Raw genomic sequence first — 12,882 nt, 5'->3', positions numbered from 1 at the left:
ATGTATAGCAATCTCACTAACTATATGAGCATTTCTACTTAATCTGAGCTCGGTTTAAGATATGGTTAACTTGTTGAAATAGGTAAACCAAGGTTAGGTTAATTGAGCATTGCTTGCCCTACTCTTATTATCTCTTGTGATATTTTCTTATTGATTCCTTTGACTAAAACCCAACTATGCCAATACAGTGTTTCAATAAGCTGTTTATCTGGACAAATCCTTACCAGATCTCCACACGCTATTTCCTTTTTAATTTGCAACTCAGGTAATAAACAATAGGCAACCCCTTGTTTTGCTAACTCAACAAATGCTTCTGACGAGGGAATGCTGTGGCAATAATATTCACTCGCTGCTAAGTCAAAATGCTTAGCAATAAAACGTACGTGCATGTCGTCTTTATGATCAAAACTAATCGCAGGTGCCATTTTTAAACTTTCACGGGTTACGCCGCTACTAAAGTATTTTTGTCGAAAGCTTTTAGAAGCCACTAAACAATAATTCATCTTGCCTAATTCAAAAGATCGATAACCCTTCAACGGGGTTTTATATGTACAAACCGCTCCAATAGCCTCCCCTGAACGTAACTTATCTATAGTGCGTTCTTCATGCTCTATCAGTAATTTTAACTCAACTAAATGCTCTTTTAGTACAGGTGTGACGGCTTTTAGAAACCAAGTCGCAATGCTGTCAGCGCTAACCGCAAGGGTTATTTTCATTGGTTTAGTTGGTTTGTCAGGCAGTAGTTCTGGTAAAATTTCATTTTCTAATTGCTGAACTTTTTTATAATGGCTCAATAATTGCTCACCAATTGACGTTAATTCTATTGGTTGACTGCGAATTAACATGGGATGACCAAAGTTCTCCTCCAGTAGTTTAATACGTTGAGAGATTGCTGATTGCGATATGTGTAATTTATTTGCCGCTAATTCAAAATTTTGCGTTTCTACAATAACTGCGAGTGCTTCGAGTAACTTGTAATCCAATGAATCCGCCTCTGCATAAGTTTTACTTATAATAATTAAGATTTATTAATTATATTTATTATTGTAAATAATGCAAACTGCATTCTCTTTTATCAAACGACTTGCAATAACAAGTAAGTTTCACCAATAACCATATTCGACATGTTCACATTTCAAAGGTAATTAGTATGATCATTTTAGCAGCACTTAAAGGGTTTACGCTCAGTTTGAGTATGATCATTCCTATCGGAAGTCAAAATTCAATGTTACTTTCTCAAGGAATAAATAAAAACCATCACTTAATGACCGCAGGATTATTTATACTCTACGATGCGTTTTTAATCTCGTTGGGGGTTTTAGGTGGGAATTTAATATTGTCAGCTAACCCCTTACTATTCACGTTACTGACATGGGGTGGGATCTTATTTTTATTTACCTACGGTGCACTATCATTCAAAGCAGCTATTGATGGTATAAAAACAGGAAAAAATAAGATTCAAACACCTAAATCTTGGAAAATTATTTTTGTTACGAGTTTAGTTGTTACTTTTTTAAATCCTCATGCATATATTGACACCGTAATGGTGATTGGTAGTGTTGGTGGGCAATATTCAGGTGAGGCACAAATTTACTTTTTAATGGGTGCTATTGCGGCATCAATTGTTTGGTTTTCAACGTTAGCGTTTAGCGCAGCAAAACTTTCGGTATATTTGAGTAAACCAAAAATTAAAAGTATTATCGATTCTATGATCGGCTTGGTTATGTGGTTTATTGCTTGGTCTCTATTTATGACTTGGCTTGAAACATAGCGAGAACTTACTTTAAAATTAAAGGGCTAATCAGTGAGATTAGCCCTTTTCTTTATTGTTTAATTAACGATTTAACCTTGTTTACTTAAACAAACGGTTAAAAGAAATTAGCTTTAAACTCTATACCAAAAAAACGTGGTTCGTTGGTATAACCGGTTAGGTTATTGAAATCAATGGCACCTGTTAGTTGCTCTTCATCTAAAATATTACGAGCAAAAGCAGCTACTTCATATTCTGCACCATCACCATACCATTCATAACCTACTCGTACACCACCTTCGGTAATTGCATCACCAGTAAATTCAATTGATTCATATAAGAAGAAGTTAACTTCGCTGCGATAAGACCAATCCGTATAAACGTATAACTCACCATCACCGATTTCTTTTGTCCAACGCGCACTTATATTACCAATCCATTCAGGAGATTGTGGTAATGAATTACCATCAATTAACACAAATCCATCGCTATTGACTTCATCTGTAATAGTACAACCACCACCGCAACCAAGAACGGCAATGTTATCGTCTTGCAATTCAGTGTGGTTATAACTCAAGCTTGCGCCAAACACTAAATTGTCAGTTGCCCAAAGCTCTGAGTCAAGTTCAAAACCATAACCTACCGCTTTATCTGCATTTAATAACCTTGCAGCGTTACTTGTACCACCAACGGCTGTTAACTGCTGATCATCAACAACATAATAAAATACTGAACCGTCAATACGGGCTTTATTTTCCATCATGGTAGATTTAAAACCGGATTCAATTGAGGTTACTAACTCTGAATCTGCTGTGGTATGTGATTCAGAAAACAGTAAACTTCGACCTTGAATACTCGGTGAACGATAGCCTTTTGCTAAACGTGCATAAAGGTTCGTTTCCTCTGTCACACGGTAATTAACACTAATATCACCACTAACTTGAGAATCGTCAACTTTTGCATTTTCACTAAAGCTAGGCGCACCAAAAGGTGATTGTACTAAAGTACCGTCCCATTCACGTTCATCATCAGAATAACGAATACCGGCAGTCAAATTCATTTTTTCTGATAATTCAATATCGATTGAGGCAAAAATAGCCCAAGCGGTTGTTTCCATATTTTGTATGGCGATACCATTTTGAACACCACCACCAAGCGTATCAAAGCTTAGGTTGTTTATCGTTAAATCTTCGTTGAAATAGAAGAAACCAACTTGATAATCATACTTGCCTAAATCATTGCTAGAAAATCTAACTTCTTGCGTGATTTGTGAGTGATCAGGCATTCTAGCACCTGTTTCTGAAGGAAATGGTATAAATCCAGGTCCCATAATTGCAGCACTTTCTTCTGCAGTTGCACCATCAGGCACTAAGAAAGCTGCACCATAGCCACCGTCAATATCACCAACGGAGAACATTTCAGCTGACTCATAACCCGTGACAGAAGTTAGGGTATAATCACCAAAGTCATAGTCTAATTTCAAACTAGACCCTTTCATGTCAATAGTTTGGTTGTTTCGTACTGCGGCATCGTGATAAACCACTTCGCGATCAAAGTCGTCTACTAATTCGTTTGTGCCTGGTTTTATAATGTTTGCTCTAAAAACACGTGCATCTGCTTCTGCATCTCTAAAGTGGTAATTAAATAATGCAGAGAAGTTATCACTAGGCTCCCATAAAAACTGAATTCTACCTGCAGTTTCACCGTAACCTCCTAGTTGGTCATCTTGCTCAAAACCTGGTGCTATGTTATCAATATAATCGCTTCTATCTTGCTGTAAAAAAGAAACACGAGCTGATAATGTATCGGTTAAACCACCACCAACCGCAACGCGTAAATCAGTTGAGTCAAAACTACCATAAGATGCTGAGATCGATGCATCAAAATCCTGTGTCGGTTTTTTAGATTGAACTTTTATAATACCTGCTGTGGTATTACGACCAAACAATGTTCCTTGTGGGCCACGAAGTACTTCTACCCGTTCAATATCGAACATGGGCATGCCTTTAGTTAAAGCATTTTCTAGAACAACGTCATCATAAATTAAAGAAACAGGTTGTGAAGCAAGTAAATCAAAATCAGTATTACCTAAACCACGAATATAAAAACGTGGAAAAGTACGACCAAATGATGATTCAATTAATAAACTAGGTACTTTGGCTGATAATGCTCTAACATCCATACCTGACGAACCTAACACCTCTAATTTTTTAGGCGTTAACGCTGACACTGAAATAGGAACATCTTTAACATTTTCAGTCCTTTTACGTGCCGTAACTTCAATAACTTCAATACCAACCACTTTTTCTTTCGCAGTTGCATCAGCGGCTAAAGCATGCGTAGAAACACTTGCCATACTCGCCAATAATGAGGCTTGAACGCATAGTGATAATGCATTTTTTTTAAAATTTTCATTGGTTTACTCCCAAGTAATATTTATTGATCTTTTATTATTTTGTGCTAGTTATTTTTTGGTTTTATTGCTTATACCGCAATTTTATGTTCTACATTATCTTGTTTTATTTTTCTTGTACTACATTGTTATGACACAAGAATGTGTCATAACAATGTTTACTATCTTCTTATTTATTAAATAAGTCAGACAGAAAGCTTTTACCATAGAGCATGTCATTTACATTAAATAGTTCAGCTAATGTTTGGCCTAAATCGGCAAAGGTTGTTCTTTGACCTAGGTCTACTGATTGTATTTGATGGTGATACGCTAACAAGGGTACAAATTCACGCGTGTGATCACTACCTGACCAGGTTGGATCACAACCATGATCTGCAGTTAACAATAAAATATCATTGTCATTCATTTGTGCGTATATTTCAGGTAATCGTTTATCGAAACTTTCTAATGCTTGCGCATAACCAATAGCATCTCGACGATGACCAAAATCTTGATCAAAATTCACTAAATTGGTAAAAATAAGCGTGTTGTCTTGTGCTGTTTTTATATGATCTATAGTGGCATCAACTAATGCGTCAATACCGGTAGCTTTGGTTTTTTGGGTAATACCTTGGTGTGCAAAAATATCTGCTATTTTGCCAACACTGATCACCTGCCCGCCTGCTTTTGTTATTTTTTCCAATACTGTGGTTGCAGGGGGTAAAACAGAATAGTCACGTCGATTGCCCGTACGTTCAAAGGTGTTTTCTCCACTAGGAAGTACTTCACCTACAAAGGGTCTAGCAATGACACGACCAATATTTAGATCACTATCGGTTAATAATTCACGTACTTGTTCGCAGTATTGATACAAATTATCTAAACCAAAATATTCTTCATGTGCCGCAACTTGGAACACACTATCAGCAGAGGTATAACATATAGGTAAACCTGTTTTGATGTGTTCAGATCCTAAACGGTTAATAATATCGGTTCCTGAAGCATGACAATTAGCCAATATTCCATCAAGGCCTGTTTTCTTATTGATCGCTGAAATCAGTTCGTCAGAAAACGAATGTTGCTTATTAGAAAAATAGGTCCAATCAAAAAGTACAGGCACACCGCCATTTCCCAGTGACCACTGGGCGTATCTTTTCCTGTACTTATTTCATCCATATATCCATAAGCACCTTTTGTAGGTTTGACATAAAATTTATTAATATCAATGTTCGCATTTAATAACGACTGCCTATATTCTTGCCATATAGTATCACTACTCGCTTGTTTACTTAGTGCATGTAAACCTAATGAACCAAGATTAGGTAATTGAATAACTTTATTATTTTCTTTGAAATAGTGTTTAGCAATATTGATAAAAGTATTTGCACCAACGTCTCCGAAGTTAGAGGCGTCATTTGAATAACCAACACCAAAACTATCAAGGACTAAAATTATCGCTCTTGTCATTGTGAATAGATACCTTTTATAAAAAACATGACGGTTGTGTCAACTTATGATAATTTAATGGTTTTAAGATAATTAGCAAGGCATTTCGACCTTTTTGTATTTAAACTTACTTAAAAATGCTCACTTGATTCAATTTTTATTTAATTAAAAAACATGACCACTTAGTCAACTTGTGGTAATTTATGCTTCAATAAAAATAGTAAATGTCCTAATTCAACATTTAGCTCATTAACAACGTTAATATTTAAATATTTCATGTCTAAACTGACAACTCACGGAATCATTAATGACTCAACCAAGTAAAACCACCGTAATCGCTATTGCAGGTGCTTCTGCATCAGGTAAATCACTGTTTGCCGAAACCATATTTCAAGAACTATTACCCGAACTTGGAGCCGATGGTATTTCTATAATCAAAGAAGATGCTTATTATCGTGATCAGTCAAATTTATGCATGGATGAAAGGAATAAAACTAATTATGATCACCCTAAAGCCTTTGAGCATGAATTACTCAGTAGCCAAATAAAAACACTCATTGAGCAAACAGAAGTGCAATGCCCAGTTTATTGTTATAAAACTCATACAAGAACCAAAGATACAATTACGATAAAACCAACTAAAATAATTCTTGTTGAGGGCATATTGTTATTGTCTAACCCTGAACTTAGGGATTGCTTTGACATTAAAGTTTACATGGACACGCCCCTAGATATTTGCTTAATTAGGCGCATAAAACGCGATACAAAAGAGCGCGAACGTAGTTTAGAGTCTATTACTAATCAATATTTAACAACAGTGCGTCCAATGTATCACCAGTTTATTGAACCTTCTAAGGCATGGGCTGATCTCGTTATCACCCGTGGTGGGAAAAACAGAATGGCGATAGAAGTAATAAAAGCTAAAATTCGTCAATTATCACTTAGAAAATAACTCATTTAATTGACGAATAAAATTATAATAATAATCAACAAAAACAACTTGAGGTTTCCATGGATTTAACAGTACTTCGCGGTGTATTAGGTATTTTAGCTCTGCTTGCTATTGCAGTATGCTTTTCCAAAAAACGTAAATCGATAAATATTCGCACCGTTGGTGGGCATTTATACTGCAAGTGAGTTTGGGGGCTTTCGTACTTTACATTCCGTTTGGTAAAGATGTATTAACCTCGATATCTGGTGGCGTTCAGCAGGTAATTGATAGCGCAAATGTGGGGATTGCTTTTTTATTTGGTGGTTTAGGTACAGACGCCATGTTTGGCAACGGTGTTGGCTTTGTTTTCGCTGTTCGTGTATTACCCGTCATTATCTTTTTTTCATCACTTATCGCCGTTTTATATTATCTTGGCATAATGCAATGGGTAGTTAAAATCATCGGTGGCGGATTACAAAAATTACTGAAAACGAGTAAACCAGAATCATTATCAGCAACTGCTAATATTTTTGTTGGTCAAACGGAGGCTCCGTTAGTTATCCGTCCTTATATTGCTAATATGACTCAATCTGAACTCTTTGCCATCATGGTAGGTGGTTTAGCCTCAGTTGCCGGCTCTATTCTAGCGGGTTATCTTGGTTAGGCATTGACCTGAAATATTTGATTGCTGCTTCTTTCATGGCAGCACCAGGTGGTTTGCTAATGGCTAAAATTATTTTGCCTGAAACTGAACACGAAAAATTAGCACAAGAAGATTTAATTACGGAAGATAGTGGCGAAAAACCTGTTAACGTTATAGATGCCGCCGCTTCAGGTGCTGCCTCTGGTTTAAAGTTAGCGGTAAATGTTGGAGCCATGTTATTGGCATTTATCGCGCTGATTGCATTATTAAATACGCTTGTTGGTGGAACCGCTAGTTTATTTGGCTTTGAAGGTATTACAATTGAATGGTTATTAGGGTATTTATTTGCGCCTATTGCTTTCATTATCGGTGTACCTAGTGCTGAAATGTTACAAGTCGGCAGCTTTATTGGTCAAAAAATTGTTGTAAATGAATTTTTTGCTTACGTTAACTTTGTCGAAATTAAAGACACTTTGAGTATACCAACTCAGGCCATTATTACTTTTGCTTTGTGTGGTTTTGCCAACTTATCTTCTATTGCTATCTTATTAGGTGGTATTGGTTCTATGGCCCCTAACCGAAGACCCGATATAGCAAAATTAGGATTAAAAGCAATGATTGCCGCTACTCTTGCTAACTTAATGAGCGCAGCGATTCTTGTTTATTTTTATCTCTTTAGGCATATTTAACGTTAACACAGTTGAATAAAATTAATGCAGTACACTATTCAACTTAATTATAAACCCAACTTTTAAAATTGACTTATGACTACTAATACACAAACTAAAACACAAGCTAAAACACAAAAAGAAATTGCTATACAAGCCATCAGCTTAATGGATTTAACCAGTTTAACTGATCAAGAAACCCCGGCAGATATTGAAAAACTTTGCCAACAAGCAAAGTCACCCGCGGGCAACACTGCCGCTATTTGTATCTTTCCGCGTTTTATCCCTTTAGCTAAAAAACTGTTAGCTGCACAAGGTACGCCCAAGGTAAAAATTGCTACAGTAACAAATTTTCCACACGGAAATGGCGACATTGCGATTGCCCTAGCAGAAACAAAAGCAGCTATTGCTTATGGTGCTGATGAAGTTGATGTGGTTTTTCCGTATAAAGCACTAATTTGTGGCGATTACCATACAGGATTAGAGCTAGTAGAAGCCTGTAAAAAAGCCTGTCCTCGTGGTGTAATATTGAAAGTTATTATAGAAAGTGGCGAGTTAAAAACACCTGAATTAATCAAATTAGCTAGTGAGCTGTCAATACGTGCCGGTGCTGATTTTATTAAAACGTCTACGGGTAAAGTCAGTGTAAACGCAACGCCAGAGGCAGCTAAAGTGATGCTTGAAGTCATTAAAGCAACAAACAATCCTAAAGTAGACACTGGTTTTAAAGCTGCGGGTGGCGTTAGAGATGTTGTTGATGCGCAAGTTTATTTAGATTTAGCCGCCAATATTTTAGGCGATAACTGGGCCACAAGTTCGCATTTTAGATTTGGGGCGAGTAGTTTATTAGGAAATTTACTTTCCACACTTGAACTTGAACAAAGCACTGATACTAATTCAGCAGCAAATTATTAAACGTAGGTTGCATTTATGGCACAACTCTATTTTTATTATTCTTCGATGAATGCCGGAAAATCCACGCATTTATTGCAGTCGTCCTACAATTATAATGAGTGTGGTTTAAACACAGTGCTTTATACGGCTAAAATTGATGATCGGTATGCAAAAGGGAAAGTATCTTCTCGTTTAGGCATTAATGCTGATGCTGAACTATTTGATAAAGAAACGGATCTATTAGCTGAAGTTACCGAAATAAAACAAAAAAGGGAAATTGCTTGTGTCTTAATTGATGAAGCCCAATTCTTAACGAAATTTCAAGTTAAACAACTAACCGATATTGTTGATGAGTTAAATATTCCTGTTTTGGCTTATGGCATTCGCACTGACTTTTTAGGCCAAACTTTTACAGGCAGTGCCGCTCTACTCGCATGGGCAGATAAACTTGTTGAGTTAAAAACCATCTGCCATTGTGGTCGTAAAGCTAACTTTGTGATCCGTTTAAACAGCGATGGTAATGCGGCAACCGGTGGAAAACAAGTTGAAGTCGGTGGTAACGAACGTTATCAAGCATTGTGTCGACTTCACTTTAAAGAATACGTACCACTTTTATAAATCATTAACACTATTACCCATAAAAACAATAATTTAAATCAAATAATTATGTTAAATAAACAACATACCTTAACTTCGTATCATTACCTACACCATAAAATGGGTAACACGTTACCAAAACAAGCTCTTTAATGAGCTTGTTATTTTGATTTTTTTCATCTTTTCTACCCTCTATTGTATTCTGCCTTGTGATAACTAATTGTTCCGTTTCTAAATCAATTACCGACATATTATTTACTGTAAAAGTCTGCTTCAATCCTGATTTAAGTGTTAGGGTTATATGATCCTTGAGCTTTAAATCTTTTAAAATACTAAAATGCGTATCCTTGTGAGCAGAAATAACAACAACCTCTTTATTACTGTCAATATCGGCTGATAACGATTGATTTAAACCCGGGCCAAATGCTAATGCCTGACCAGAATCATTGCTTAAGACAATTTGGGTAATATCCATACCATCAAAGCGAAGTTTAGCCACGGGATAAAAATCAGCCCAAGACCAAGGCTTAACTTTTGTTCCTTTATCCTTTTGGCTTATGTGATTTTTATCATTAGTAGAGTGCGTTTGCCAAGCTTGAGCTAATAAATACTGTGCGACATGCGCCTTCAAAACCATGTAACTTCCCCGAGCAATGGTGATAAAAGCGATAATTAGCATTAACCCTATTAAATAAGACAAAAGGTTTTTTTTTGTTATCTTTTGTCTTAATTCATCATTAAATGTGTTTATAAACATGCTAACTCACTTGTTTTTTATTATTTAACGTTTTAAATAACTGCATAAACATCGCCATGATAATTAAAAGCGAACCAATTAAATAATACTGCGCAATACCCAGTGCGGTATTTGCTAAAGGTATACTTTGTGTTGACCCCTTAGGCATTAAGTTTTTTACTGCTTGTTTTTTTAATACTTGGTCTTTTTTTCGGCTTACCTTTTCTTCAACAGCAATAAAACTGGTAAATGGTGACAATAATTGATGCTGAATTGCTAATTCGGTTATTTGTGTTTGTAACACGTCTTGAGTTCGGCTATCACTGCGGTGGCGTAATCTAATTAAATGATCAAGTTTATTTTTGGCCCACCATTGTGCAACGCCATTGCTTTCCTCTTTGCTATTGTCGACAACAGATGGTGCAATGTTCAATGCAATATTCTCTTGCCAAGGTTTATCGGCTAGTTGCCCTGTTATTTTGATTAATTGATTAAGTGTCTGCTCATTATTTTTGTTTTTAATAGACGTTTGATTTTGTTGTTTTAACCACCGAGCACTAATTAACAACGGTTGTCCTGCATAGAGGTCGGGGATTTTATTTGGAAACATTTCAACATCAGCCATCGGCCATGCTAATTCGATATTATGCATTAACGGTTTACTTATTTGGCTGAATAATTGTGTCATTTGCTCATCAACTTCATTAATACTACCAATGTAGCGATAAGTGCCACGCCCTACTTTCGCCGCTTCAGACATGAAATATCCATTAGGAGCCGACCCTATACCAATAGTATGTAAACGTGTGTTTGCGAGATTTGTATGAATTAAACTTAATAGCTCCGCTTCGTTGCCAACGCTACCATCAGTGATGAAAATAACTTGTCGATAATAACTTTCACGTTGACGTGCTTTTAAAGCGAGTTCAATGGCGGGATACATATTAGTGCCACCACCCGCTTCTAAGGTTGAAAGCCAATGCTTTGCATGATCAATATTTGAGGAATTCGCACCTTCACTTTCACTAAACAAATGCTGAGTGTTTGTGTTAAAAGCAATAATATTGAAAGTGTCTGAAGGGTTCAAAAAATTAAGGGCTTCATTAAGAGATTGTTTAGCTTGTTTTATTGCAACACCCCCCATTGAACCAGACGTATCAATAATATAAATAACATCTTTTTTAATGTTTTTTTCGTTAACAGCCTTTGGTGGCATCAGCATTAATAAACCGTACTGATATTCGTTTTGACTATCTACTTGCTGAAAGAAAGCGGCTTTCGGTGTGTTTCCCTGAGCGAGTTGCCACTGCAAAACAAAATCTTGATCAAGACGCGCTGTTTTATCCGTTAATGTAATTAATCGTTTATTGAATTGTTGCGTTTCATCGATTGAATGATACAAACTGGTGATATTAGCAACCGGTATTCCACCATCAAGGTTAACTACAAGCGAAACCCGTTGTTGAGGGTTTAACTGCTCATTAGGATTACCTGTAGTGATCCTTGTTTGGTATGGGGTTATTTCATTCGCATCGGGGACTCTAGCATTGCTTATTGCCCAACCATTAACATTGATCTTTGTAGTGGCTGATGTGGTAAATTTGGTTGGACTAGCTGTATCCGCAATTTTTTCTTCTGTGTTTTCACGGTCTACATGCCTTTCCCTTGGAATATACCTTGGCGTTAAAGTGAGCGGAATACGTAAAGCGAAGGTTTCATCGGTTAGTCTTATTGATTGCATATAAGTTAATGATATTTTAATCGTTTCGCCCGGCGCAATATTCGCTAATTTGGTCGTAAACAGATTAGGACGTTGTTGTGATACTAAACTTACTTTCTTGCCTTGCTGTTTAGCTTTGGTGTAGAGTTGTTGAGCATGTTGCTTTTCTTTGATTTTGCCAATAATTCGTCGTTCCCCTATTTCCATGATCATGGATGACACGGAAGCATCATCAATTAATGGGAATACATAAACCGCCTCGACATAACTATCACTTGAATTTTTAAACGTTTGAGTAAAATTCACCTGAGCAAGAAGACCATTAACATTAACTTGGTAATCACTTTTTTGCGTTATCGCGGCATAATAGTCTCTCTCCTTTTTAAAATACAAACTACCAGAACTAATATCTTCATAGGGAATAGTTTGGGTTGACTGTTCTTCAGCCATGACATTATTTGGTAGGTTAACTAAAGTAATCAATACGACAAGGAAAAACATTTTCCAAGGTGTATTATAACGAATTGAAGGTTGGCAATGAGTTAAGCCGTTGATGTTTTTCATATAAAGCTCTACAAGAAAGTAAAGCTATATAATGAAGAGTAATTATGTTTCGAGGGCGCCAAGATTATGGCAAACTAATGGCAATTTATGATAAATTGTGGCAAAGCGGATTTAATTACTCCTTCAATTACGCTTTTAATATGTCACCACTAATACTTTGCCATCACTTTATTGTATAAAATCTACCCAAGTAAAGCATGGCGGTATGGTAATTGTTTTGCAATCCATAATGCTAATTTATGCTTCATGTTTGGTTGATCTTCATTATCAATAGGTAATGGCTGAATTAATTTATCATTCACTAACAAACGATATAAACTTTCAACTTTATCTTTCGCTGAATTGGTTGCAGAAAAGCTCTTATAGCCTCTGTTTATAGCGTATTTCTCACCAATCACAAGGGCTTTTTTTAATAATTCAGCTTCGTTTTTTAATTTTTTCATTTGTAATACAACTCTATAAATATGGAAATTTAAACGACTTATTGATTATAACGATGCGTTAAAAACAATAGAATTACAAGCCTAATTATTGATTATCA

At 36.1% G+C, this 12,882-nt stretch carries 9 protein-coding genes and 2 pseudogenes; 5 read left to right on the top strand and 6 right to left on the bottom strand.

What is annotated here, in order from left to right:
- Positions 1 to 98: 98 nt before the first annotated feature.
- Positions 99 to 983, bottom strand: coding sequence for a LysR family transcriptional regulator ArgP (locus L3081_RS13260; RefSeq protein ID WP_242286627.1), 885 nt, complete (start codon positions 981 to 983; stop codon positions 99 to 101).
- A gap of 167 nt (positions 984 to 1,150) precedes the next feature.
- On the opposite strand from L3081_RS13260, the gene L3081_RS13255 reads away from it, so the two are divergent.
- Positions 1,151 to 1,771, top strand: coding sequence for a LysE/ArgO family amino acid transporter (locus L3081_RS13255; RefSeq protein ID WP_274620528.1), 621 nt, complete (start codon positions 1,151 to 1,153; stop codon positions 1,769 to 1,771).
- A 97-nt stretch (positions 1,772 to 1,868) separates the two neighbouring features.
- Here L3081_RS13255 and L3081_RS13250 read toward each other — a convergent pair whose 3' ends face one another.
- Positions 1,869 to 4,106: a TonB-dependent receptor gene (locus L3081_RS13250; protein WP_242286626.1), complete on the bottom strand. Its 2,238-nt coding sequence runs from the start codon at positions 4,104 to 4,106 to the stop codon at positions 1,869 to 1,871.
- A gap of 226 nt (positions 4,107 to 4,332) precedes the next feature.
- Positions 4,333 to 5,609, bottom strand: a pseudogene (locus L3081_RS13245) (phosphopentomutase).
- A gap of 286 nt (positions 5,610 to 5,895) precedes the next feature.
- Between L3081_RS13245 and udk the strand changes: the two are divergent.
- The 4 genes and pseudogenes from udk (at position 5,896) to L3081_RS13225 (ending at position 9,342) form a co-directional block, all read left to right on the top strand.
- Positions 5,896 to 6,540 (top strand): uridine kinase, encoded by a 645-nt coding sequence (gene udk, locus L3081_RS13240; protein ID WP_242286625.1) that lies wholly within the window; start codon positions 5,896 to 5,898, stop codon positions 6,538 to 6,540.
- Between the two features lie 59 nt (positions 6,541 to 6,599).
- Positions 6,600 to 7,851: pseudogene (locus L3081_RS13235) on the top strand (NupC/NupG family nucleoside CNT transporter).
- A 75-nt stretch (positions 7,852 to 7,926) separates the two neighbouring features.
- Positions 7,927 to 8,745: a deoxyribose-phosphate aldolase gene (deoC, locus tag L3081_RS13230; RefSeq protein ID WP_242286624.1), complete on the top strand. Its 819-nt coding sequence runs from the start codon at positions 7,927 to 7,929 to the stop codon at positions 8,743 to 8,745.
- Positions 8,746 to 8,760: 15 nt separating this feature from the next.
- Positions 8,761 to 9,342, top strand: coding sequence for a thymidine kinase (locus L3081_RS13225; protein ID WP_242286623.1), 582 nt, complete (start codon positions 8,761 to 8,763; stop codon positions 9,340 to 9,342).
- 46 nt (positions 9,343 to 9,388) lie between these two features.
- Here L3081_RS13225 and L3081_RS13220 read toward each other — a convergent pair whose 3' ends face one another.
- The 3 genes from L3081_RS13220 to L3081_RS13210 all read right to left on the bottom strand — a co-directional run bounded on the left by L3081_RS13220 (position 9,389) and on the right by L3081_RS13210 (position 12,784).
- Positions 9,389 to 10,078, bottom strand: a complete 690-nt coding sequence (locus L3081_RS13220) for a sortase domain-containing protein (protein WP_242286622.1) — start codon at positions 10,076 to 10,078, stop codon at positions 9,389 to 9,391.
- Position 10,079: 1 nt separating this feature from the next.
- On the bottom strand, positions 10,080 to 12,341 hold the full coding sequence (locus L3081_RS13215) for a marine proteobacterial sortase target protein (protein WP_242286621.1): 2,262 nt from the start codon (positions 12,339 to 12,341) through the stop codon (positions 10,080 to 10,082).
- Positions 12,342 to 12,523: 182 nt separating this feature from the next.
- The gene (locus L3081_RS13210) at positions 12,524 to 12,784 is read right to left on the bottom strand and encodes a DUF5062 family protein (RefSeq protein ID WP_242286620.1); all 261 of its coding nucleotides are present in this window, start codon (positions 12,782 to 12,784) and stop codon (positions 12,524 to 12,526) included.
- Positions 12,785 to 12,882: the final 98 nt, after the last annotated feature.

Origin of the sequence: Colwellia maritima (genome assembly GCF_022669015.1) — a bacterium.
Taxonomy (GTDB): Bacteria; Pseudomonadota; Gammaproteobacteria; order Enterobacterales; family Alteromonadaceae; genus Colwellia; species Colwellia maritima.
Note: the sequence above shows the minus strand (reverse complement) of the source record. Positions and strands in the feature narration are given on the sequence as shown.

What these genes read in the sequence shown, in the direction of transcription:
- L3081_RS13210 (WP_242286620.1), bottom strand. Translation starts at nt 12,784, where the DNA reads ATGAAAAAATTAAAAAACGAAGCTGAATTATTAAAAAAAGCCCTTGTG.
- udk (WP_242286625.1), top strand. Translation starts at nt 5,896, where the DNA reads ATGACTCAACCAAGTAAAACCACCGTAATCGCTATTGCAGGTGCTTCT.
- L3081_RS13215 (WP_242286621.1), bottom strand. Translation starts at nt 12,341, where the DNA reads ATGAAAAACATCAACGGCTTAACTCATTGCCAACCTTCAATTCGTTAT.
- deoC (WP_242286624.1), top strand. Translation starts at nt 7,927, where the DNA reads ATGACTACTAATACACAAACTAAAACACAAGCTAAAACACAAAAAGAA.
- L3081_RS13220 (WP_242286622.1), bottom strand. Translation starts at nt 10,078, where the DNA reads ATGTTTATAAACACATTTAATGATGAATTAAGACAAAAGATAACAAAA.
- L3081_RS13255 (WP_274620528.1), top strand. Translation starts at nt 1,151, where the DNA reads ATGATCATTTTAGCAGCACTTAAAGGGTTTACGCTCAGTTTGAGTATG.
- L3081_RS13225 (WP_242286623.1), top strand. Translation starts at nt 8,761, where the DNA reads ATGGCACAACTCTATTTTTATTATTCTTCGATGAATGCCGGAAAATCC.
- L3081_RS13250 (WP_242286626.1), bottom strand. Translation starts at nt 4,106, where the DNA reads ATGGCAAGTGTTTCTACGCATGCTTTAGCCGCTGATGCAACTGCGAAA.